Source organism: Phenylobacterium sp. (assembly GCF_013822795.1).
Classification (GTDB): Bacteria; Pseudomonadota; Alphaproteobacteria; order Caulobacterales; family Caulobacteraceae; genus Phenylobacterium.
Genome location: NZ_PNLB01000001.1, coordinates 217921 through 240059 on the forward strand (window position 1 = coordinate 217921; position 22139 = coordinate 240059).

Annotated in this window: 17 protein-coding genes; 8 read left to right on the forward strand and 9 right to left on the reverse strand. The window is 68.5% G+C overall.

The features are described 5' to 3' along the window. Nucleotides 1-94 precede the first annotated feature (94 nt). Genes C0481_RS01040 through C0481_RS01050 form a run of 3 tightly spaced genes read right to left on the reverse strand, consistent with a single transcriptional unit; the run spans nucleotide 95 to nucleotide 3743 of the window. A complete protein-coding gene (locus C0481_RS01040) occupies nucleotides 95-1141 on the reverse strand; it encodes a DUF2955 domain-containing protein (RefSeq protein ID WP_293399665.1) in 1047 nt (348 codons plus the stop codon). Then, the gene (locus C0481_RS01045; protein WP_293399668.1) at nucleotides 1138-2256 is read right to left on the reverse strand and encodes an HlyD family secretion protein; all 1119 of its coding nucleotides are present in this window, start codon (nucleotides 2254-2256) and stop codon (nucleotides 1138-1140) included. Before C0481_RS01045 ends, C0481_RS01040 begins: the two co-directional genes overlap by 4 nt. Beyond that, nucleotides 2253-3743, reverse strand: coding sequence for an efflux transporter outer membrane subunit (locus C0481_RS01050; protein WP_293399671.1), 1491 nt, complete (start codon nucleotides 3741-3743; stop codon nucleotides 2253-2255). The genes C0481_RS01045 and C0481_RS01050 overlap by 4 nt, the downstream gene beginning before the upstream one ends. A gap of 324 nt (nucleotides 3744-4067) precedes the next feature. Here C0481_RS01050 and C0481_RS01055 point away from each other — a divergent pair, with 324 nt between their 5' ends. Then, nucleotides 4068-4529 carry a hypothetical protein gene (locus tag C0481_RS01055; protein ID WP_293399674.1) on the forward strand — a complete coding sequence of 154 codons (462 nt, stop codon included), beginning with the start codon at nucleotides 4068-4070 and terminating at the stop codon, nucleotides 4527-4529. Nucleotides 4530-4554: 25 nt separating this feature from the next. Here C0481_RS01055 and C0481_RS01060 read toward each other — a convergent pair whose 3' ends face one another. After that, entirely contained in the window at nucleotides 4555-5127 is a 573-nt protein-coding gene (locus tag C0481_RS01060) for a hypothetical protein (protein ID WP_293399677.1), read from the reverse strand. A 278-nt stretch (nucleotides 5128-5405) separates the two neighbouring features. On the opposite strand from C0481_RS01060, the gene C0481_RS01065 reads away from it, so the two are divergent. Together C0481_RS01065 and C0481_RS01070 are read left to right on the forward strand one after the other, a co-directional pair. Beyond that, on the forward strand, nucleotides 5406-6818 hold the full coding sequence (locus tag C0481_RS01065) for an aldehyde dehydrogenase family protein (RefSeq protein ID WP_293399680.1): 1413 nt from the start codon (nucleotides 5406-5408) through the stop codon (nucleotides 6816-6818). A gap of 167 nt (nucleotides 6819-6985) precedes the next feature. Then, a complete protein-coding gene (locus C0481_RS01070; RefSeq protein WP_293399683.1) occupies nucleotides 6986-8668 on the forward strand; it encodes a sulfatase-like hydrolase/transferase in 1683 nt (560 codons plus the stop codon). Between the two features lie 7 nt (nucleotides 8669-8675). On the opposite strand, the gene C0481_RS01075 is transcribed toward C0481_RS01070, so the two are convergent. Next, a complete protein-coding gene (locus C0481_RS01075) occupies nucleotides 8676-9578 on the reverse strand; it encodes a haloalkane dehalogenase (RefSeq protein WP_293399686.1) in 903 nt (300 codons plus the stop codon). An 88-nt stretch (nucleotides 9579-9666) separates the two neighbouring features. Between C0481_RS01075 and C0481_RS01080 the strand changes: the two genes are divergently transcribed. From C0481_RS01080 to C0481_RS01090, 3 genes are read left to right on the forward strand one after another with little or no spacing between them, the layout of a single operon-like run. Next, nucleotides 9667-10761, forward strand: coding sequence for an MBL fold metallo-hydrolase (locus C0481_RS01080; RefSeq protein ID WP_293399689.1), 1095 nt, complete (start codon nucleotides 9667-9669; stop codon nucleotides 10759-10761). Between the two features lie 12 nt (nucleotides 10762-10773). Further along, complete coding sequence (locus C0481_RS01085; protein WP_293399692.1) at nucleotides 10774-11805, forward strand: glutathione S-transferase family protein; 1032 nt, start codon at nucleotides 10774-10776, stop codon at nucleotides 11803-11805. Nucleotides 11806-11854: 49 nt separating this feature from the next. Then, entirely contained in the window at nucleotides 11855-12424 is a 570-nt protein-coding gene (locus C0481_RS01090; protein ID WP_293399695.1) for a TetR/AcrR family transcriptional regulator, read from the forward strand. Here the strand turns inward: C0481_RS01090 and C0481_RS01095 are convergent. The 4 genes from C0481_RS01095 to C0481_RS01110 form a co-directional block, all read right to left on the reverse strand. Continuing rightward, nucleotides 12421-13926: a hypothetical protein gene (locus C0481_RS01095; RefSeq protein ID WP_293399697.1), complete on the reverse strand. Its 1506-nt coding sequence runs from the start codon at nucleotides 13924-13926 to the stop codon at nucleotides 12421-12423. The two genes, C0481_RS01090 and C0481_RS01095, sit on opposite strands and share 4 nt — an antisense overlap. Beyond that, nucleotides 13914-15629, reverse strand: a complete 1716-nt coding sequence (locus C0481_RS01100; protein WP_293399699.1) for a hypothetical protein — start codon at nucleotides 15627-15629, stop codon at nucleotides 13914-13916. Before C0481_RS01100 ends, C0481_RS01095 begins: the two co-directional genes overlap by 13 nt. Then, nucleotides 15629-16882 carry an aminotransferase class V-fold PLP-dependent enzyme gene (locus tag C0481_RS01105; protein WP_293399702.1) on the reverse strand — a complete coding sequence of 418 codons (1254 nt, stop codon included), beginning with the start codon at nucleotides 16880-16882 and terminating at the stop codon, nucleotides 15629-15631. The genes C0481_RS01100 and C0481_RS01105 overlap by 1 nt, the downstream gene beginning before the upstream one ends. A 160-nt stretch (nucleotides 16883-17042) precedes the next feature. Then, nucleotides 17043-17525: an Lrp/AsnC family transcriptional regulator gene (locus C0481_RS01110; RefSeq protein ID WP_267233244.1), complete on the reverse strand. Its 483-nt coding sequence runs from the start codon at nucleotides 17523-17525 to the stop codon at nucleotides 17043-17045. A 163-nt stretch (nucleotides 17526-17688) separates the two neighbouring features. Here C0481_RS01110 and C0481_RS01115 point away from each other — a divergent pair, with 163 nt between their 5' ends. Together C0481_RS01115 and C0481_RS01120 are read left to right on the forward strand one after the other, a co-directional pair. Next, complete coding sequence (locus C0481_RS01115) at nucleotides 17689-18843, forward strand: pyridoxal phosphate-dependent aminotransferase (RefSeq protein WP_293399708.1); 1155 nt, start codon at nucleotides 17689-17691, stop codon at nucleotides 18841-18843. Between the two features lie 243 nt (nucleotides 18844-19086). Next, the gene (locus C0481_RS01120) at nucleotides 19087-22059 is read left to right on the forward strand and encodes a TonB-dependent receptor (protein ID WP_293399710.1); all 2973 of its coding nucleotides are present in this window, start codon (nucleotides 19087-19089) and stop codon (nucleotides 22057-22059) included. The last annotated feature ends 80 nt before the right edge of the window (nucleotides 22060-22139 follow it).

Genomic DNA, 22139 nt, shown 5'->3' on the forward strand with positions numbered 1-22139 from the left:
GGATTTCACCGAGCAGGCCTTCCTTCTATTGGGCAAAACCCGCACGAGCTCCGGCGGAAACGTTCATGTCGTCGGCGCTTGAGCCGCCAGTTCTTCACTTCCCCGTCGGGCGCGTCGCCGTTGACGGCGCCAGGCCCCAGACCAGGATCATCATGCCGACCGCGAACACGCAGGCGAGCGCGAACTGGAAGAGGCGTGTGAGCCAGATTCCCGAGTTGTCCGGTCCCGCCGCCAGTGCGGAACTCAGGATGATGAGGTGCGAATTGCTGGCGATCACGGCGACTGCGCCTCTAGGTCCGCCCCTGTCGATCTGGACGGCGAACATGACCGCGACCAGGAAGCTCAGCAAGGCCAGCACGATCAGCGAGGGGGCGATCCCGACCAGCAGGTAGACTGTCACCGCCGTCAGTCCGCCCACGAGATTTGCGAGCATCATCGCCAGGCCCTGCATCGCGCCCTGTCGCACGTCGAAGGTGAGGACCAGCAACGCCGTGGTGACGAGGACGGGTAGGGCGTCGGCCAGACCGAACATCAGGTAGATCAACATGAGGGGCATGACGACGCAGGTTCCCGCCAGCGCTGTCATCGCTGGCGAGGCGACCGCCCCCGCAGCCGGCGGCGTCCGCGGCGCGACGCGCGGCCACGCTGCGAAGGTCAGCCATAGGGTGCACACGGCGAGCGCCATCGACCGCACCATCGCCAGCGGCAGCAAGCCGGCCTGGTTCGGGGCCACCATGACCACCACCGGAATCGTCGACATGGAGATCAGCAGCAGCAGGGCCGGCAGCTTGGCGCGCTGCTGTGCGCTGGCGAGCAGAGCAAAGAAGACAAGCAGCCCCAGGACGCCGACCATTACGATCGGCGTGCCGCGCAGCAGCGAGGGGAGGACGAAGGCGACGCTCGCGGCCGCCGTCATCACCACGACCAGCATCAGGCCCGTCCTGAACGGCGGCGCGGCGGGCAGGGCGGTGATCAGGATGGTGAAGAATAAGGGCGCGAGAAAGGTGGGCTGCCATCCCATCAGCTCCGACAGCGTGAAGGCCAGCGTGACGCCGACGGCGAGCCGAAGCATCGTGTCGCGTCTGGCGAGCGCGGCCGGGTCGCTGGGCTTGGCGTGGGGCGCTGTCGACGTCGAGATCATCGCAGGTAGCTGAACCAGGAGACCAGGCGCATCCACAGCCGTCCTAACGGATTGAGGATCGACTTATCGCTGGTGAGCACGATGACGTTGGCCTGGGCGCCGCTTCGGCCAAGGGCCAGCGCTTCGCCGTCATCGGCGGGGATCATCCGGATGCGAACCGGAAAGCGCTGCGGCACGCGCAGCCATCCGGCCGCAGGTTGGACGTCCGGCAATTGGCCGGTCGGCGCCTCGCCGCCCTGGGTGACGCCCCAGCCGATGCTCTCGACGCGACCTTCGAAGATGCGCCCAGGGCTATGGTCCAGCACGATCAGCACCCGATCGCCAGGCGTTACATTGCCGAGCTGATTTTCGCGCATGTCCGCCGATATCCAGCGCGGGCCTCCGCGGATGAAGCTGAGCACCGGTTGGCCCTTACTGAGGAACTGGCCGGGCGCCAGCCGCAGATTGGTCACCACGCCATCGGCCGGCGCGACCACATCGGTGTTGCTAAGGTCGAGCCGCGCCTGCTCGACCGCCGCCAGGGCCTGCTGCACCGCTGGGTTCCGATAGCCAATTTCACCCAATTGGCGGCGCGCCTGCTCGACCTCCGCCGTGCCACGACTGACATCGGCTTCCGTCTTGGCGATATCGGCGCGGGCCCGGATGGCGTTGGTCTGCGCGAGCGCGCCCTGGTCGACAAGGTCGAAGACGATCCGGCCAAGCTCCCGGCTGGCGGCAAGATCGACGCGCTGGCGCCGGAGCCGAGCGAGCGCCACGTCGACCTCGACGGATGAAACCTGGTTGGCTTGCAGGGCCGAGGCAAGGTTGGCGTCGGCCGAGCGGAGGGCGATCTCGAAGGGGCGCCTGTCGATCCGGAACAGCAGTTGCCCTCGCTTCACCGGTAGATTGTCCGACACCCCGACGTATTGGACCTGGCCGGTGACCTCAGGCGCGATCTGGACCAGGAAGGTGTCGACGGTGGCCTGCGAGGTGTAGGGCGTGATGCGGTCGGCAACCACGTTGTAGGCATAGATCGCCAGGAGCAGGCCGAGAACGATCAGGACGATCTTGCGCACGGGGCTGGCGGGGGCGGGGCGCTTTTCGGCGGCGTCAGGCGACTCGGGCGTTGCTGTCATGGCGCTTGCTCCAGACCTCGCCCAGGCGCCGCGCTTGCTACGGCCACCGCCTCATCAGGTTCATCGATCCAGTCACCGCCAAGGGCGCTGTACAGATCGACCAATGCGCGGAACCGATCTCCGTGCGCCGCGGCCAGCGTCAGCTGCGCCGAAAACAGACTGCGCTCGATGTCGAGAACGTCGAGGGAGTCGGAATAGCCGTTGTCGTAGCGCGCCCTCGCAAGCGTCAGGGCCCGTTCCAGCGTCACCACGCGGCGTTCCAGCGGGGCTACGGTTTCGCCCGACGTCTGCAGAGCGATGAGCGCGTCATCCACATCCTGGAATGCATGTTGGATCGTGCGTTGGTAGGCCGCGAGCGCCTGAGCCTGCTGTGCTTGGGCCTGACCTGTGGCCGCCGTCAGGCCGCCGCCGGTATAGATCGGGCCGCTGACCCCGCCGGCGAACGACCAGGTGCGGGCCGAGCCGGCGAACAGATCGCCCAGCTCAGCGCTGGCGAAGCCCGCGGCCCCGGTCAATGAGATTCGAGGAAAGTACCGCGCGCGCGTCGCGCCGATCAGTGCGTTGCTCGCGATCAGCTGCTGCTCGGCCTCGAGAATATCGGGCCTGCGGGTGAGCAGTTCGGCCGGAAGTCCGGCCGGGACCTTGGGGGTGGTCAGGCCATACAGCGTCCGTCCGCGCTCGATCGGCCCGGGATTGCGCCCGAGCAGAACCGAAAGCGCGTCCTCCTGCTGAGCGACCAACGCGCGCAGCTCGGGCTCCGCCGCAACGGCGGCTTCGTAGTCGGCCAGGATCTGCGCCATCTCGAATTCGGAGATGAAGCCGCCATTGAGGCGCGCGCGATAGAGGCCCACGGATCGCTTGCGGCTGGTGATTGTGGCCTTCGCGATCTCCAGCTGGCTGTCGAGATCGAGCAGGGTGACATAGCTGCGGATGACGGAGGCGATCAGCGTCAGCTCAACGCCGCGCCGGGCCTGCTCGCTGGCCAGAAGGTTGGCGCGGGCCGCCTCGGTCTCCCGCCGTATCCGGCCCCAAAGATCGATCTCCCAGCTGGCCTGCAGGGCGGCGCCGAAGATCGAGCGCGTCTGTCCGCCGTCTGAAGGTAAGACGCCGCCCTGCGGCGCGGTCCGTTCGCGAGTGGCGCTGGCCCCGTAGCCGATCTGCGGGAGCCCCTGCGACCGGGTTCCCATGAGCACGGCGTCGGCTTCCTCAACACGCGCCGCGGCGATGCGAAGGTCGTGACTGCCCGAAAGGGCTTCGCGGACCATTTGGTCGAGGACATCGTCGCCAAAGCCTTGCCACCACGCGGACTCCGACAACGCCGGCGAGGGCGCCGCCGTCGCTGGGGGGCTAAAGCGGTAGGCGGCGGGCGTCGGCGAGATCGGCCTCTCATAGTCGGGCCCCAGAGTGCAGGCCGTGCAGAGGCCGAAGCAGGCGGCCGCCAGCGCGCCCTTGCGTGCCCTCATCCATAGCTGCGTGAGCTTGCTCACCCCGCTCGTTCCCGCGCGCCAACAGGCTTCCCTCAAGCGACAGGCTACAGCTTGGGGCGCGGACGCTCCTATCAGGGTGAACCCTCTGATACGCGGGGGCGACTGCGGAGGCGCCCGGCGCCCGCAGGGGGCTCGATTGCGCGCTGCCCAAGGAAAATCGGGCGCGGTGGTCGGGGCCGATTTAGATCATCAGCGGTCGCAGCCTGGGGAAAAGACCCGATGTGCCGCGACCTCCCGTTCGCCTAGTACCGTCATCTGACGAGCAGCGTCGGCGGAGCCGGCGAGCGCAGAGGATCAGTCGACCCAGTTCAGGAGGGAGGCGCTATGGCGGACAAGATCCATGGTTTCCTTCCCGCGGCGGCGGAAATGCCGACCGATCGTCAGCGGCTCTTCCTGCGCTACTTCACCGGCGTGCTGATCGATGTCGTGATCCTGAACCTGTTCGATGAGTACTCGGACAGCGTGTTCGTCGAATCCTTCACCCTGTCGCTGCTGGCCGGGCTGCTCATGCAAGCTCTCCTAAAGGCCACGATCGCGGTGGAGCACTACGTCGCCGAGTACTTCAAAGCCCGGCGAGGCACGCTCATGAAGGTCATGCGGTTTCTCGGCGCCTGGCTCGTACTGTTCGTCTCGAAGTTCGTGATCCTGGAGGCGCTTTCCTTCGTGTTCGGCGACAAGGTTCGCTTCGAAGGCATCCTGCACGGCTTGGTGCCGCTGATCATCGTCGTGGTCGTTATGGTCGTCGTCGAGGAGGCGATCGCGCGCATCTATCGCTGGTTCCGCTAAAGACGGTTGGCGGAGGAGGGGCGCCTCAGTCCCATTCGGGGTTCTTCTTCCTTCGCGGCGCGAACAGGCCCGGATAGGGACCCTTGCCGATGCGGTACTCACACCAGACGTCGTCCTTGGGACATTCGAAGACGCCGTCGAACTGCTTCTTCAGCTTGGGGCTGACCACGGCGTAGGCCGGGCCGTCCTCTGCTCCCGCCGCCAATTTCCGGTTACAGGCCTCTTGCTCGGCCTTGGTGAGGGCCAGGAAGTCCGCTGACTGGCAGCCGACGCCGGCGCGGAGAGATTGGCGCAGGCCGTCCCCCTCACGGGCTTGTCCAGGCCGTACGCGCCACGCGCCGTTGTCTGTCGCTAGCGGCGAGGCGGGCGGGCCGCTGGACGGCCGGTCGGCCGGCCGTACCTGGTGAGGACGAGATGAAGCCTCGGCGGGAGGAGGGCCCGGCGGTTTGGCCGCGTGCAGCGGCGGCGCTAGAAGGACGTCGATGACGGCGTCGTCCTCTGGGAGCGGATCTTGCGGCCTCAGCAGCAGACCCGCGACGATCAAGCCGTGCAAGCCGATCGCCAACAGGATCGCCGTGACGGGGCGCAGGCCGGACATCTTTCGCACAGCAGAACCTTACAAGGAGGTCCGGCGGACCCTCGGGCGTCAATCGAGGGGCCGGCTGCGGCGGCACTATGGCGTGTCCGTGTCGATCCGATGCGGTTTGCTGCGTCCTCGTCACAAAGCTGAGCTGTCAGGCGCGGCCGGCCTGAACGAAGCCGAGCGGCAAGCCCGCGTCGGGTGCGGGACGTGCGCTAGGGGGCCGATCTAAGTCTTGACCGCCGTTGCGTAACGGGCGGAGCGTGGCCCCCAAAATTTGGGAAGGACGCTCCGCCATGACTGATACGCCTGACTTCAAGCTCCTGATCGGTGGCCAGCTGGTGGCCGGCGACGCCACGATGGACGTCATCAACCCCGCGACCGAGCAGGCGGTCGCAAGCTGCTCGCGCGCCTCCAAGGCTCAACTGGATCAGGCGGTGGCCGCCGCCAAGGCCGCTTTCCCGGCCTGGGCCGCGACCTCGATCGACGAGCGCCGCAAGGCGCTGCTGGCCATGGCCGACGCGATCCAGGGGGCGTTGCCCGAGCTGTCGCGGCTGTTGACCCAAGAGCAGGGCAAGCCGTTGCAGGCGGCGATGGGCGAGGTGTTCGGCGCCGCCGCCTTCTTCCGTTACTTCGCCACTCTCGACCTGCCGGCCAAGACGGTCCAGGACGACGACAAGGGACGGGTCGAGATCCGCCGCAAGCCGCTGGGCGTGATCGGGGCGATCGTGCCCTGGAACTTCCCGCTGATCCTGATGGCCTTCAAGGTTCCGGCCGCGCTGCTGGCCGGCAACACCATCGTGCTGAAGCCGGCGGCGACGACGCCGCTATCGACCCTGAAGATCGCCGAGCTGGTCAAGGATCTGGTTCCGCCGGGCGTGCTCAACGTCATCGCCGACGCCAACGATCTGGGCGCGGCGATCACCGCCCATCCGGATATCCGCAAGATCAGCTTCACCGGCTCGACCGAGACCGGCAAGCGGGTGATGGCCGGCGCGGCCGATGCGCTGAAGCGCGTGACGCTGGAACTGGGCGGCAACGACGCGGCCATCGTTCTGGGCGATGTCGATCCCAAGGAGACCGCGCCGAAGATCTTCGCCGCCGCGTTCCAGAACTCGGGCCAGGTCTGCATCGCCGCCAAGCGCGTCTACATCCATGAGAGCATCTATGACGCCATGTGCGACGAGCTGGCCAAGCTGGCCGACGCCGCCGTGGTCGGCGACGGGCTCGAGCAGGGCACCGAGTTCGGGCCGCTGCAGAACAAGGCCCAGTTCGACAAGGTGCTGGGCTACATCGAGGCCGGCAAGCGCGACGGCAAGGTGATCGCCGGCGGCGAACGGGCGGGGGACACCGGCTATTTCATCCGCCCGACCATCGTGCGCGACATCAAGGACGGCTCGAAGCTGGTCGACGAAGAGCAGTTCGGTCCGGTGTTGCCGTTGATCAAGTTCTCGGACGCCGCCGACGCGGTGGCCCGCGCCAACGCCTCGGACTACGGCCTGGGCGGGTCGATCTGGGCCAAGGACTCCGAGCGCGCCTGGGACCTGGCGGCGGGCATGGAGTCCGGCACGGTCTGGATCAACAAGCACGCCGACCTGCAGCCGCACCTGCCGTTCGGCGGGGCGAAGCTCTCGGGCGTCGGCAGTGAGCTGGGCGAAGAGGGCCTGAAGGAGTTCACCCAGGTCCAGGTGCTGAACATGGCGCGCTGAGCGGGCCTCAAAGAAAGCGCCCATCCCGCGAGGGATGGGCGCTGAGGTCTTCCGGGGAGGACCGGCTTCACTGCCGCCGCCTCCCGTCGACTAGGAGTTGCGCCGGGGGTTGTCCCTCGATCGATATAGTGGCACGGTTCGTGTCAATATAAGATCGGGAGGCGACGATGAAGCGGCGCTGGAAGTGGTTGGGCGCGTCGGTGCTGGTGCTGGCGGCCGGGACCGGGCTGGCGGCGGCCAATCGCACGACCATCCTGTCGATGATCGCCCGCGCGCAGATGCCGCCGGTCGAGGACAACCGCGCGGTGACCTGGGCCCAGGGTCCGCAGGCGCCGGCCGAGGGCGAGCGGCCGCCGAACGTCGTGTTCATCCTGGCCGACGACCTTGGCTACAACGATATCACCATCAATGGCGGCGGGGTGGCGAACGGCGCGGTGTCGACGCCGAACATCGACGCCATCGGCCAGCAGGGGGTGGTGTTCGCTGCGGGCTACGCCGGCAACGCCACCTGCGCGCCCTCGCGGGCGGCGATCATGACCGGCCGCTATCCGACCCGCTTCGGGTTCGAGTTCACGCCCGCGCCGGTGGCGTTCGAGCGCATGGTCGGCACCGAGGCCGAGCCTGGCGCGATCGTGAAGCCGAAGTTTTTCGCCGACCGCATCAAGGACATGCCGCCTGGCAGCACCGCGCGCAATCCGGCCGCGGTCAACGAGCTCAGCATGCCGTCCAGCGAGATCACCATCGCCGAGGTGCTGAAGGCCAAGGGCTATCACACCGTCCATCTGGGCAAGTGGCACCTGGGCGGCAAGAAGGGCTCGCGCCCGGAGGACCAGGGCTTCGACGAGAGCCTGGGCTTCATCGCCGGCGGCTCGATGTTCCTGCCGGAGAAGGACCCCAACGTCGTCAACTCCAAGCAGGACTGGGACGCCATCGATCGCTTCCTCTGGCCGAACCTGCCGTATGGCGTGCAGTTCAACGGCTCGCCGATGTTCCGGCCGCGCGGCTACATGACCGACTATCTGGGCGATGAGGCGGTCAAGGCGATCAAGGCCAACCGCAACCGGCCGTTCTTCCTCTACTTCGCGCCGAACGCGATCCACACGCCGCTGCAGGCCACCAAGGCCGACTACGACGCGCTACCGCAGATCAAGGACCACCGCACGCGGGTCTACGGCGCCATGACCCGCAACCTCGACGCCAACATCGGCAAGATCCTCCAGGCCCTGAAGGACGAGGGGTTGGACGAGAACACGCTGGTGATCTTCTCCAGCGACAACGGTGGGGCTGGGTATGTCGGGCTGCCGGACGTCAACAAGCCCTATCGCGGCTTCAAGTCGACCTTCTTCGAGGGCGGGGTGCGCACGCCGTTCTTCATGCGCTGGCCCGGCGCGATCCAGCCGGGTTCGACCTACGGCTATCCGGTCGGGCACATCGACATCTTCGCCACCGCGGCGGCCGCGGGCGGAGCGGCGTTGCCGACCGACCGGCCGATCGACGGGGTCGACCTGCTGCCGCACGTCCAGGGCAAGAACCCGGCGCGGCCGCACCAGACGTTGTTCTGGCGCTCGGGCCAGTACAAGGCGGTGCTCGACGGCGACTGGAAGCTGCAGGTCAACGGTGCGCGCGACAAGGCCTGGCTCTACAACCTGGCCAGCGACCCGACCGAGCAGCGCGACATGGCCGCCGCCCAGCCCGAGAAGGTCAAGGCGCTGAAGGAGCTGATCGCCCGCCAGGACGCCCAGAGCGTCAAGCCGATCTGGCCCTCGCTGCTGCAAGGGCCGGTGCTGATCGACAAGCCAGGCGGCGTTCCTCAGAAGGCCAGTGACGAATACATCCTGTGGGACAACTAGCCGGCGTCTAGCCGCGGCGGGCGATCAGCCCGCCGATCACCTCGACGATGGCCTCGGGGCAGTCTTCCTGCAGGAAGTGACCGCCGGGCAGAGTGACGTGCGGCTGGCCCTGGGCGCCCGGCACGCGGGCCTGGAACGGGGCCTCGCCGCCCTTGGTGATCGGGTCGGCGTCGCTGAAGGCGGTGACCAGGGGGCGCTCGAAGCGCTCCAGCACCTTCCAGGCCTCGATGTTCTGTGCGACCGAAGCGTGTTCCGGCGTCACCGGCACCAGGGCCGGGAACTGGCGGGCGCCTTCCTTGTAGCTCTCGTCGGGATAGGGCGCGTCGTAGGCGGCGACCTCTTCGGGCGACAGGTCGCGGACCGTGCCGCCGTTGATCAACATGCCGATCGGCATCTGCGGGATCGACTGGCTGAAGTTGAGCCAGGCCTTGAAGCCGTCGGTCATGCCGCCGCCGGTCGGCAGGCCGGTATTGGCGACGACGACGCCGGCGAAGCGCTCGGGAATGGCCGCGACCAGCCGCAGGCCGATCAGCCCGCCCCAGTCCTGACAGAACAGGGTCAGGCCGGTCAGGTCGAGGTCGGTCAGCCAGGCGCTCATCCACGCGACGTGCCGCTCGTAGGTGTAGTCGGCGCGCTCGGCCGGCTTATCGGAGCGGCCAAAGCCGATCAGGTCCGGCGCGATCACCCGGCAGCCCTTGGCGACCAGGCCGGCGATGACCTTGCGATAGAGGTAGGCCCAGGACGGCTCGCCGTGCAGCAGCAGGACGGGGGCGCCGTCGCGCGGGCCCTCGTCGACATAGTGCAGGCGCAGGGACGTGCCGTCGGCGTCGGTCAGCTGGTGATAGCGCGGCGCGTAGGGCCAGTCGGGCAGGTCGGCGAAACGGTCGTCCGGAGTGCGCAGGATCTGCATCGGGGCCTCGGGGCTAGTCAGTCGTTGAAACTAATGACACTATGCGTGTCATTATAATCCGAGCCGGTCAAGGCAGGGGAGGGACGCGATGGCGCGTGGATGGAAGATCGGCCTGGCCGTGTCGGCGGCGGTCGTGGTCGCGACGCTCGCGGCGTGGGCCTTCCGCGGCCAGATCGCCGTGGCGGGGATGGAGCGCATCTTCGACAAGGCCATGGCTCCCGATCCCTATTCGGACCTGCCCGACGGCCTGCATGTCGGGCTTTGCGGCTCGGGCTCGCCGATGCCCGATCCGGGGCGGGCCGGGCCCTGTACGGTGGTGCTGGCCGGCCGCCAGCTGTTCGTCATCGACGCCGGGGCGGGGGGCACGAAGAACCTCGCCCTGATGAACCTGCCGCCCGGCATGGTCGACGCGGTGCTGCTGAGCCACCTGCATTCCGATCACATCGACGACCTGGGCGAACTGATGCTGCAGCGCTGGGCCGGCGGCGGGCGCGATGCGCCGGTTCCGATCTATGGCCCGCTGGGCGTCGACAAGGTCGTGGCCGGGTTCCAGGACGCCTATCTGATCGACCGCGGCTACCGCATCGCCCACCACGGCGAGAAGGTCACGCCGCCGAGCGGCTTCGGGGGGAGCGCCCGTCCGTTCGAGGCGACGCGCAACGGCCCGGACGTGGTGCTGATCGAGACGCCGGACCTGAAGGTCACGGCCTTCCCGGTCGAGCACGCGCCGGTCGAACCGGCGGTCGGCTACAAGTTCGTCTACAAGGGCCGCAGCGTGGTGATCAGCGGCGACACCGCCGTCTCGCCGCGGGTCGAGGCGGCCTCCAAAGGCGTCGACGTGCTGGTGCACGAGGCCCTGGCCCCGAACCTGGTCGCCATCCAGAATAAGGCCGCTGCCGAGCATGGGCGCGCCAACCTCGCGGCGATCACTCACGACATCCTGTCGTATCACGCGGCCCCGGAGGATGCGGCGCGGATCGCCGAGCGCTCAGGCGCACGCTACCTGCTGCTGACCCACATCATTCCGCCGCTGCCGGTGCGAGCGCTGGAGGGGCCGTTCCTGGGGGACTCGCGCAAGCTCTATTCGGGCCAGCTGCGGGTCGGCCACGACGGCGACCTGATCAGCCTGCCGGCCGGGACCGACGATATTCGCTACACTAACCGCCTGGCGATCTTCCGATAGGAGGCGTTCGAGATGAAGGACCCCATCGCGCTCTCGGGCGCGCCCGGTTCGCCCTACACCCGCAAGATGCTGGCGGTGCTGCGTTACCGCCGCATTCCCTACCGCTTCCTGCCGCCGTCGGGGCCGGCGCTGGCCGGGCTGCCGCAGCCGAAGGTCTCGCTGCTGCCGACCTTCTACCTGCCTGACGAGAACGGCGAGCTGGCGGCGGTCACCGACTCCAGTCCGATCATCCGCCGGCTGGAGCGCGAACACGGCGGGCGCAGCCTGATCCCAGGCGATCCGGCCCTGGCCTTCCTTGACGAGCTGATCGAGGACTTCGCCGACGAGTGGCTGACCAAGGCCATGTTCCACTACCGCTGGGCCTATGAGCCCGACATCGCCAAGTCGGCGGCGATCCTGCCCTGTTGGCGCGGCTTCTGCGTCACCGACGAGGAGCTCGCCGAGCGCGGCCGGCAGTTCGCCGAGCGCCAGATCGGTCGGCTGCGCTACGTCGGCTCCAACCTGGTGACCGGGCCGCTGATCGAGGCGAGCTACCAGCGGTTCCTCGACGCGTTCGAGGCGCATCTGCGCCACTGGCCCTATCTGCTCGGCCGTCGGCCCGGGGCGGGCGACTTCGCGGTGTTTGGACAGCTAACCCAGCTGGCGGCCTTTGATCCGACGCCGATGGCCCTGACCCTGCGGGCCGCGCCCCGGGTGGCGGCCTGGGTCGGGCTGATGGAGGACCTCTCGGGCCTGGAGCCGGGCGAGGGCGACTGGATCGCGCCCGCCGCGCCGCCGCCGACCCTGGCGCCGCTGCTGGCCGAGATCGGGCGCGGCTACGCGCCGGTGATGCTGGCTAACGCGCGGGCGGTGATGGCCGGCGCCGAGCAGGTCGAGGCGGTGGTCGAGGGACGGTCCTGGAGCCAGCAGCCGTTCCCATACCAGGCCAAGTGCCTGCGCTGGCTGCGCGAGTCGCACGGGCGGTTGGACCCTGGCGCGCGCGGCGCGGTCGACGCGTTGCTGGCCGGGACCGGCTGCGAAACGCTGTTCGCCCCTGGAGCTTGATCCCCGCAGGCCTTAGTCAGGGCGCAGAGAGACTGCGGGGGCGAGGCGCTTGAGTCAGGAACGGTCGGCGGACGGACGGCGACGGCGCGGGGAGGACAACCGCGCCCGCATCGTCGCGGCCATGCTCGAGATCATCCAGGAGGGCGAGGTCTCGCCCGGCGCCGAGCAGGTGGCCGAACGCGCCGACGTCGGCCTGCGCACCGTGTTCCGGCACTTCAGCGACATGGACAGCCTCTATTCGGAGATGTCCGAGGCGATCGAGCAGGAGATGCAGGCCGCGGTCGACCAGCCGTTCAAGTCGGCCGATCAGCGCGAGCGCGTCGTCGAGCTGGTCGCCCGGCGCGCGGCCGTGTTCGAGAAAATCGCGCCGTTCAAGCGCGCCTCAGACGTGCTGCGGCATCGCTCGCGGTTCCTGGAGGCCGGCAGCGAGCGGCTGGTGGCCGCGCTGCGTGCGATCCTGATGCGCGAGCTGCCGCCCGGCGTCGATCCGCTGACGGTGGAGAGCCTCGACCTGCTGCTGAGCTGGGAAAGCTGGGCGCGGTTGCGGCGCGAGCAGGGGCTTGACCCCGCCCGCGCGCGCCTGACGCTTGAGGCTGCGGTGCGCCGGCTGCTGGCCTAAGGCCGCGAACGCTCCGCGAGGAAGTTGCGGATGTCGGCGGCCAGCAGGCGGGCGCTGTCGTCGCCCAGATAGGGCATGTGCCCGGACGGATAGACCTTCATGGTCAGCCGATCGCGCGCTAGGCCCGAGTGGCGGGCGACAGCCTCGGCTGCGCCGAAGGTGGTGACGAGGTCGTAGTAGCCCGAGCCGACGAACACCCCGAGCGCCGGGTTGCGGCGCATCGCGGTCGCCAGATCCTCGGCGTAGTTGCGGGGCCCGGCCCCCCAGTTCCAGCGCGAATTGACGTCGGCGAACGCGATCGACTGATAGGTCGAGGGCGCCTTCACCTTCAGGTCCTGCTCGACGTACTGGTTGAGGCCGGCGACGAACGAGGGCGTGTACTGGCCCATGGCCGGATCGTCGGCGACAGGATCGCCGCCGCTGGCGGCCAGCGGCAGGGTGTAGCGGCCGTCATAGGCGCCGATCTGCAGGCCCTGGTCCTTGAGCAGCAGCTCCCCGAACTTGCTGAGCGAGATGCGCAGGTCGGCGTCCAGCCAGGCCTGGGCGGGCAGCCCGGTCAAAGCAGCGAGGCTTTCGGCGACCTTGGCCTTTTCGGCGGCCGGCAGGTCCTCGCCGACGTAGAGCGCGGGCAGGTAGACATCGCGGGCGAACTTGCGAGCGTCGTCGGCCGCGCTTTGCGGCGTGCGCCCGGCCTGCGGGGTCTTGCGGTGGACCCAGGCGGTGGCGGCCATGGTCGGCAGGCTGGTCAGCGCGCCGCGGTCGTCGCCGGCGCCGCCGCCGCGGTTCATGTCGAAGGAGGGGCCGAGGATGATGACGCCGTTCAGCGTCGTGGCGCCCAGCGCGCCGGCCGGCGACATCGGCCCGCCCATCAGGTTGGTCGCGACCACCGAGGCGCGAACGGTGCCATAGCTCTCGCCCATCAGGAACTTCGGCGAGTTCCAGCGGCCGTTGGCGGTCAGCCAGCCCTGGATGAACTCGCTGGTGGCGCGGGCGTCCTGGGTGACGCCGTAGAAGTCCTCGGCCTTGCCGCCGGGCAGCAGGCGGCTGTAGCCGGTGCCGATCGGGTCGATGAACACTAGGTCGGCGACGTCGAGCAGCGAGTAGGGATTGTCCTCCAGGGCGAAGGGCGGAACCGTCGGCGGCTTGACCGGATCGGCCATGGCGATGCGGCGCGGACCGAGCATGCCCATGTGCAGCCAGACCGACGACGAGCCGGGCCCGCCGTTGAACACGAAGACCACCGGGCGGTCGGGCTTCGCGCCCTTGGCGACATAGGAGAAGCTGAACAGGCTGGCGGCGGGCTGGCCATTCGCGCCCTTCAGGATCGTCTCCTGCAGGGTCGTGCGGTAGGCGACCTTCTTGCCCATGAAGACGCCCGCGTGATCGCTGGCGAAGACGCGCGGCGCAGCGGAGACCGGGGCCGGGTCCTGCGCGGCCTGGGCGGGCGCGGCGGCCGAGGCGAGGAGCAGGGCCGCGAGGCCGGCCGACATCAGATGGCGCATTGGCTGTCCGGAACTTGCGTGCGGGTCCAGCGGTAGCCGTCCTGGGCCTGGCCGCGGGGCAGGTAGGTGATCGTCAGATCCATGCCGCCGCGGCGGATCTTCAGGGTGATGGTCTGGTCGGCCTTGGCCTGCACGGCGTCGAGCACGACCGCCTCGGTCACTTCGTCGCCGTCGCGGACGCCGGCGATGGCGGCCTGCGATCCGGCGACGAGGCCCTTCACGATCCGGGGGCTGGAGGTCAGCGAGGCGCTGTCGAAGCCGAGCTCGAAGGCGCGGAAGCTGGCGGCTTCGCGCTTGAAGCAGGGGCCGTAGGCGTCCGACGGCGGGACCAGCAGCGCGCCGGCCATCATTGCGGCGTGCTCGTCACGCGCCTGCGGGCCGAGTTCGGCGGTGACCATTTCCAGCCAGGCATCGGTGTCGTGGGATTGGCCGGCCTCGCGCCGGGCGATCATCGCCTTGACCAGGTCGTCCAGCCGGCGCTTGCCGCCCGACTTGTCGCGAACCTGGGCGTCGACCATGGCCATGTAGAAGGCGCCGCGGTCGTAGGGCAGCTTGCGCACGCGGGTGTCGCTCCAGAACTTGGCGGCGATCTCGCTGGCCGGGGCGGTGCGCACCGGGTTGCCGTAGTAGCTCTGCGCCCGCTCGTTGATCTGGGCCAGGAAGTCGTCGGTCGAGATCAGGCCCGCGCGCCAGGGGATGGTCGCCGAGTAGAACTCTGCCAGCCCTTCGCCGTACCAGGAGACGACGCCGTTCGGGCCGTCCAGGCTGCCGGGCCAGTTGTGGACGATCTCGTGCGCCAGGTGGTGGCGCATGCCGTCGACCGTCGGGGGCGGATCGTCGCCGAAGCCGGACATGAACGAGTTGATCAGCCCGGCGCCGCCCGTGCCCGGATAGGGATTGTGGCGGAAGAACACCCGATAGGACTTGCCCGGCTCGCCGAAGAAGGTGGCGATGGCGGTTCGGGCCTTTTCCGTCCAGCTGGCCACGGCCGGCACGTCGAACGGCGGAGTTCCGAGCCAGTAGATCGCAAACGGCTGCCCGCTCGAGGCCTCCGGATAGCTCTTCATCGGGCCGGCCATATAGAAGGTGTGGGCCAGCAGATCGACCGGGCCGACCAGCTTCAGCTGGCCTTCGCCGAGGCTCTGGGCGCCGCGCGAACCGGCCGGCATGGCGGCGAGGTCCCAGTCGAGGCCGAGGTTGTAGGGGCGGCTGTTGTCGGGCAGGGCCAGGAAGGTCACGCCGGCGCCGTTGAGGCCGCCGGCCTCAGGCCGTAGGTCGAAGGGCGGGCCGGAGCCGAGCTTGGGTCGGAACGCGGCGGCGTTCGCCGTGTAGCGGACGGTGACGTCGCCCTGCGTCGGGCGCGCGACCTGCCAGCGGCGGAAGTACATGAAGTTCGATTGGTCGGCCGGATCGTCCTTCTGGACCAGCGGCACCGCGCCCTTGGCGTCGGTCACCTGGATCTGGGCGGCCTCGTAGCGCTGGGTCTCGACCGAGGCGAAGACCATCGGCAGGCGCAGGAAGGGCTCGCCCGGCTTGGCGTCCGGCGCCTGCAGCTTGAGGGTGACGGCGACCTTGTCGACCGCGCCGCTGCTCTGATGCGGGGCGAGGGTGAGGTTCAGGGCCGGGGGCGCGTTCTGGGCCCCGGCGCTTGAGGCGAGCGCCAGGGCGGCCGCGGCGGCGGCCAGCAGGGTCTTGGTCTTCATCAGGCGGGCGGGGTCCGTGGCAGCGCCGACAGCAGGCGGTCGACGTCGTTCATGTCGTTGAACACCGCCAGCGAGACCCGGAATCGGTTCTGCGAGACGGTCAGGCGAATATTGGCGGCCTTCATCAGGTCGCCCAGCTTGGCGCGTGCGTCCTTGAGCGCGAAGGCGACGAGGGCGGTGCGGGAGTCGAGCGGGGTCATCGGCTGGTAGCCGCGGCCGCGCAGTTCGGTCTGGACGGCCTTGATCAGCGGCTGGCGTGCGGCCTCGATGGCCGGCACGCCGAGGTCCTTGATCAGGCCCAGCGAGTAGTCGAGTTGCACGACGCCGGTCCAGGAGGTGGTGCCCATGGCGAACTTGCCGGCCGCGTCGGGCGACATGCCGTAGGTGGCCGCGCCGGGCCCGGGTTCGTCGTAGGGAAAGACGTGCGACTTGAAGGCGTTGACCTGGTGGTAGCCCCACCACGGCCGCTTGACCTTGTCCTGGATCTCCTTGCGCACATAGAGGAAGCCCAGGCCGAAATCGCCCATCAGCCACTTGTAGGAAGATGCGGCGGCGAAATCGACGCCGGCCGCGCGCAGGTCGATCGGCGAGATCCCAGCCGCGTGGACCATGTCGACATAGACGTAGGCGCCATGGGCGTGGGCCAGGTCGCAGACCGCCTTGAGGTCGTGCGCAAAGCCGTTGGTGGTCGAGACGGCGCTGATCGAGACCAGCTTGGTGCGGTCGTTCACCGCCGCCGCCATCTGCCCCATGTCGATGCGGCCATCCTTGGTCATCGGCAGGGTGACGACGTCCATGCCGGCCTTGCCGAGCTCGCCGTAGGTGTAGAACGAGCCGAAGAAGTGCAGGGCGTCGGTGACGATCCGCCCGCCGCTCTCGGGGATGCCGAGCGCACGGATCACCAGGTTCTCGCCCATGGTGGTCGACTGGATCAGTGACAGCTCGTCGTGCGCGGCGCCGACCAGTTTGCCGAACTTGGCGATCATCGCCGTTTCCTTGGCCCCGACGCTGTAGTTCGAGACCGTGCCATCCTGGGTCTTGTAGCGGAGGTACTCCTCCAGCGCCTTGCGTGCGCCCAGCGGCATCGGGTGGGTCGAGCCGGCGTCCAGATAGGTGAACGGCATCTTGGCGAAAGCGTCCTTGGCCGGCAGCCGGCCAGGAGCTGGGGAGGCCTGGGCCGCGGCGGCGGCCGACTGGGCCAGCGCCCCGCTCGTGGCGGCGGCGGCGACGAGGGCGCGGCGCGTCAGCTTCATGGTGATCTCGCACTCTTGCGGCCATGGCCGGCCGTGCTCGAAACGCTATGGCTCGGCCGGCGGATTTTCTTGTCGTTCTCCACGGCGAAGGTCGCCGCGGCGGCTTGGATTATGCGACGTCGAGCCTACCCGCTGCATTACTCATGCGCCGTTGGGGCGATCAGCGGAACTTGCGCGCCCGCATCGGGATAGCGGTGGTGCTCTTGGACTCGGTCAGGGTCACGATCGAACGGACGTCGATGACCCCGGGCAGCTTCAGCAGCGTCGAGAAGATGAAGTCCTGATACCAGATCACGTCCGGCGCCAGGATCTTGAGCATGGCGTCCATCTCCCCGAAAACCGTATAGCATTCAAGGATTTCGGGGATGTCGTTGATGGCCTTGTGGAACTTGGCGCGGTCCTCGTCGCTCAAGGTCGTCATCTTCACCTGGGCGAAGATCTGCATCTTGAAGCCGAGTTTCTCGCGATCGACGATCACCACCTGGGCCTTGATGTAGCCCTCCTCGCGCATGCGCTGGATGCGGCGCCAGCAGGGCGACTGCGACAGGCCCACCCGTTCGGCCAGTTCGGCGGTCGAGAGCGATGCGTCGCGTTGCATCAGCTCCAGGATCTTCATGTCGATGGCGTCGAGCTCGGCGGGCATAGCTTATGTCCTTGGTTCGATATGGGCGCATAGCGGATGCGGCTATCGACGATGTCAAGGCCGAGTAAGGCAAGATAATCCCATGTGGCGGAATAGGCTCACTCCATAGTCAGCAACTGTCGCCGCACGGCGCAGGCAGCGCCTTGGGGGCGACGAAGTGAACATGCCGAGTAAGTCGCCCAAGGCTGAGGGGACGCACGTGCCGCCGCCAGAGGACTATTCCAACTGGGTGCGGACGATGATGCGCAACATCGCCGCCGCGCCCGATGCGGCGGTGCTCTACGACTCCACCATCCGTGAGCCGACCGAGTTGCTGGCGCAGGTGGTGCGCGGGGCGTTCGGCGGCGAGATCACCGATCGTTACGAGAGCGTCTTCGCGAACGGCAACCGCTTCGTGGCCGCCGCCGTCGCCGGCCGCTACGGCGTGCAGCCGGCCAACGTGCTCTGCACCACGGGCGCGACGAGCGCCATGGGCCTGGCGATCCGCGCTTTCGTGCGGCCCGGCGACCACATCATCGTCGAGACGCCGTGCTTCGACCTTCTGCCGGGCCTGGCTGCGGCTGCGGGGGCGAGCATCAGCTATCTGTCCCGCCGCGCGCCGGACTTCGCCATCGACACCGCCGAACTGGAGAGCCTGATCCAGCCGGAGACGCGGCTGGTGCTGCTGACCGACCTGCACAACCCGTCCGGGGCGGCGCTGGGGCAGGGGACGCTGTTGGCTCTGGCCGCCCTGGCCGGCAAGAGCGGCGTGCGCATCGTGATCGACGAGGTCTACGGCGACTTCGCCGGGCCGCGTCCGGCCGCGGCCACCTATTCGCCGGAGATCATCAGCGTCGGCAGCCTGACCAAGGTCCAGGGCCTGTTCGCGCTCAAGTGCGGCTGGGCGATCGCGTCGCCCGACAAGATCAAGGCGATCCTGGCGGCCAGCGAGCAGGGCGACCTCGGGGTCTCCAAGCTATCGCATGCGGTCGCCGCGCGGGTGCTGGAGGATATGGCCCCGTTCGACGACTACTGGCGCGGCCTGCTGGCGCGGACGCGCCCGGTGCTGGAGCGGCACGCCGCCAGCATGATCGCCGAGGGCCTGCTGGCCGGCGACGTCCCGCCGCAAGGCTGCATGTACTTCCCACGGGTGGTTGGTGTGGCCGACACCTACGCCCTGGCCCAGTGGCTGTGGCGCGAGCATCGCGTGGCCGTCGCGCCCGGCGAGTTCTTCGGCCTGCCGGGGCATGTGCGGATCGGGTTCGGTGGCGACGCAGAGCAGCTTGACCGGGCGCTTGGCCGCTTCGCCGACGCCCTGCGCCGCTATCGGCCGTCCTGATGGCCGCCTTGTGCGCCTCGTCTGCCCGCGCCGCATCGGCCATGCAGGGGCATGTCGCCGGGCGCATAAACAATCTGCGACGCTTTGGCGTCGGTTTGAAGAACGAAAAGAAAAACCGCGTTGCGGCGCCTAGCTTTTCCACAAGCGCCACAACGCAAAAGCGGACTTTGCGGCCCGCCCCGAACGGGGAGCGGCGGGTCGCGTCGGAGCCGGAGGGGCTCCGCGACAAAAGGGGGATTTAAGATGGTTCAGTCAGTTCGCGGGCGCATGCTCGCCACCAGCATGATGGGCGGTCTGGCGATCGCAGCCTCGATGGCGGCTCAGCCCGCCTTCGCCCAGAACGACGTGGCGGTCGAAGAGATCATCGTCACCGGCTCGCGCATCCGCCGCGTCGAGACCGAAACCTCGGCGCCGGTTTCGGTGGTCACCGAGCAGACGCTGACCGATCGCGGCGTGGTTCAGGTCGGCGATATGCTGAACCAGATCAGCTCCAACGTGCCCTCGTTCGCGATCGCGGACGGCACCGGCAACGAAGCCGGTAGCGGCCAGACCTTCCCGAACCTGTTCGGCCTGGGCGCTGGGCGCACCCTGACCCTAGTCAACGGCCGCCGCATGGTCACCACCTCGCAATCGCGGGCGGTGAGCGGCGTCGATGGCCTGGGCGACCGCGTGGTCGACACCAACATCATCCCGACCGGCCTGATCCAGCGCATCGACGTGGTGCAAGCGGGCGGCGCGGCCGTCTACGGCTCCGACGCCATCGCCGGCGTGGTCAACTACGTCCTGAAGGACAGCTTCGAGGGCTTGGAGCTAGACGCCCAGTACGGCATCTCCTCGCGTGACGACTATCCGACCCAGGCGCTGCGCGCGACAGCGGGCAAGAACTTCCTGGACGGCCGCGCCAACATTGCGGCGAACCTGGAGTGGTCGAAGACCGACTCGCTTCTCGACTACGACCGGCCGCGCACGAACCTCGGCCGCGTGACCGTGTCGAACCCAGCCAACCGGACGCCGACCGACGGCATTCCGGCGCTGGTCGAGAACCTCAACACCCGCTTCGTGACCTTCAACGCCAACGGCGTGATCTCGCGCGCCGGGCCGCCCTTCGCCAGCCAGATCGGCGCGGTCGCCGGCCAGCCGATCCAGAGCAACGCCACGGGCGACGCCTTCATTTTCTATGACGTCGGCGCGTTGAAGAACCCGACGGTCCCGCCGTTCACCAGCGGCGGCGACGGCCTGCCGTACCAGGAACTAGCCGCCCTGCAGGTCGGCATCGAACGCTGGGTCGGCAACGTCATCGGCCACGTGGACCTGACTGACAATGTCCGCCTGTCGGGCGAGTTCATGTACGCCAAGGTCGAAGGCCGCGACCCCTACGGCCAGCAGGCCAGCAACACAGTGTTGAATAACGCCGCGTCCGGCGCCGGCGCCATCGCGCTGTCGCGCACCAACCCGTTCCTGACGCCGGCCATGTCGGCGGCGCTGGGCGCAGGCGGTCCGCCGCTGTTCGTGTCCAAGTTCTGGACCGACCTGCTGCCGACGCGCGAGAACGTCAGCACCACCAACACGGCCCGTGCGGTCGTCTCGCTCGACGGCGACTTCGACTTCGCCGATCGCAACTTCTACTGGAGCCTCTCGGCCAGCCGCGCCGAGACCGACGGCGAGAGCACCGGCTGGGGCGTGATCACTTCGCGCTTCAACAAGGCCGTCAACGCCGTCCGCAACAGCTCGGGCGCCATCGTCTGCGCGGTCAACGCCAACGCCAGCACGGCCGATGACGACGCGGCCTGCACCCCGCTGAACCCGTTCGGCGTCGGCAATGTCACCCAGGCCAACCGCCTGTACCTGACCGCGCCGATCGGCCAGGACTACCTGAACACCCAGGACGACTACCTGGCGACTATCGGCGGCGACATCTTCAACCTGCCGGCCGGCGCCGTGAAGTTCAGCGCGGCCTACGAGCACCGCCGTGAAGAGGCGAAGTACACGCCCTTCGTCGCCAACCAGCAGGGCATCGTCGGCTCGCAGGTGGCCACCTCGGCCACCAAGGCGGCCTACAACACCGACGAGTTCTCGGGCGAACTGCTCGTGCCGATCTTCGGCGGCGACTTCACTCTGCCGGGCGTCCGCTCGCTGGAGTTCGACGGCGCCTATCGCCGCGTGAAGCACTCGATCGCCGGTTCGGAGAACATCTGGGGCGCGGGCCTGCGCTGGGAAATCTTCGAGGGCCTGACCATCCGTGGCTCGCGCAGCCGCAACTTCCGGGCCCCGACCCTGGACCAACTGGCCGCGCCCTCGCGGACCGATCTGTCCAACGCCGGCAATGACCCCTGCGACGCCGACCGCATCAACTCGGGTCCGAACCCGGCGGTGCGTCTGGCCAACTGTCAGGCGCTGTTCGCCGCCAATCCGAGCTTCGGCCCGCTGGCGACGTTCCAGAACCCGTCCGAGAACTTCTCGAACACCCTGGTCACCTCGGGCGGCAACCCGAACCTGCGGAACGAACTGTCGGACACCAAGACCATCGGCTTCATCTATCAGCCGACCTTCGTGCCCGGCCTGACCATCGTGGTCGACCGCATCGACGTGGACCTGACGGATGGTCTGTCGCCGTTCATGCCGCAGGACTTCATGGCCGCCTGCTATGACTCGACCAGCCCGTCGGCCGAGATCTGCGGCACCTTCACCCGCGACTCGACCGGCGCCATTGCGACCGCGCTGTCGACGACCTTCAACGCCGGTACCGTGGCGTTCCGCGGCGAGACCTACAACGTCAACTACCGCTTCCCGGTGGGCCGCTTCTTCAACGACGCGGACTACGGCGAGCTGGAGCTGGCGGTCGACGCCACCCACACGACCCGCTTCGAGCAATCGGTCACCGGCTTCGACGTCAATCGCTACGACGGCACCACCCGTCAGCCGGATTGGGTGGTCGACTTCGACGCCACCTACTCCAACGGTCCGCTGCGTCTGTACTACTCGCTGCACTACCTGCCGGAGGCCAAGGTCAACAGCTTCGACACCATCGAGAGCACCCCGACCCCCGAGATCAAGGAAAACTACCGCCACAACATCTCGGCGCAGTACGCCTTCGACAAGTACACGGTGCGCGCGGGCGTCATCAATCTGACCGACGAGCAGCCCTCGTTCCCGACCCGGAACTACGGCGACATCCTCGGCCGGCGGTACTATGTCGGCCTGAACGCGCGGTTCTAAGCCGGGCCAAACCGTCGCGCGGAACACTCTCGTCCGCGCGCGGCAGGCGGCGCTGGTCTGACCCACGGGCCGGCGCCGTC

Excerpts from the sequence above, each read along its gene's own strand:
- C0481_RS01040 (WP_293399665.1), bottom strand. The coding sequence starts at position 1,141 with ATGATCTCGACGTCGACAGCGCCCCACGCCAAGCCCAGCGACCCGGCC.
- C0481_RS01045 (WP_293399668.1), bottom strand. The coding sequence starts at position 2,256 with ATGACAGCAACGCCCGAGTCGCCTGACGCCGCCGAAAAGCGCCCCGCC.
- C0481_RS01055 (WP_293399674.1), top strand. The coding sequence starts at position 4,068 with ATGGCGGACAAGATCCATGGTTTCCTTCCCGCGGCGGCGGAAATGCCG.
- C0481_RS01060 (WP_293399677.1), bottom strand. The coding sequence starts at position 5,127 with ATGTCCGGCCTGCGCCCCGTCACGGCGATCCTGTTGGCGATCGGCTTG.
- C0481_RS01065 (WP_293399680.1), top strand. The coding sequence starts at position 5,406 with ATGACTGATACGCCTGACTTCAAGCTCCTGATCGGTGGCCAGCTGGTG.
- C0481_RS01070 (WP_293399683.1), top strand. The coding sequence starts at position 6,986 with ATGAAGCGGCGCTGGAAGTGGTTGGGCGCGTCGGTGCTGGTGCTGGCG.
- C0481_RS01075 (WP_293399686.1), bottom strand. The coding sequence starts at position 9,578 with ATGCAGATCCTGCGCACTCCGGACGACCGTTTCGCCGACCTGCCCGAC.
- C0481_RS01080 (WP_293399689.1), top strand. The coding sequence starts at position 9,667 with ATGGCGCGTGGATGGAAGATCGGCCTGGCCGTGTCGGCGGCGGTCGTG.
- C0481_RS01085 (WP_293399692.1), top strand. The coding sequence starts at position 10,774 with ATGAAGGACCCCATCGCGCTCTCGGGCGCGCCCGGTTCGCCCTACACC.
- C0481_RS01095 (WP_293399697.1), bottom strand. The coding sequence starts at position 13,926 with ATGCGCCATCTGATGTCGGCCGGCCTCGCGGCCCTGCTCCTCGCCTCG.
- C0481_RS01100 (WP_293399699.1), bottom strand. The coding sequence starts at position 15,629 with ATGAAGACCAAGACCCTGCTGGCCGCCGCCGCGGCCGCCCTGGCGCTC.
- C0481_RS01105 (WP_293399702.1), bottom strand. The coding sequence starts at position 16,882 with ATGAAGCTGACGCGCCGCGCCCTCGTCGCCGCCGCCGCCACGAGCGGG.
- C0481_RS01110 (WP_267233244.1), bottom strand. The coding sequence starts at position 17,525 with ATGCCCGCCGAGCTCGACGCCATCGACATGAAGATCCTGGAGCTGATG.
- C0481_RS01115 (WP_293399708.1), top strand. The coding sequence starts at position 17,689 with ATGCCGAGTAAGTCGCCCAAGGCTGAGGGGACGCACGTGCCGCCGCCA.
- C0481_RS01120 (WP_293399710.1), top strand. The coding sequence starts at position 19,087 with ATGGTTCAGTCAGTTCGCGGGCGCATGCTCGCCACCAGCATGATGGGC.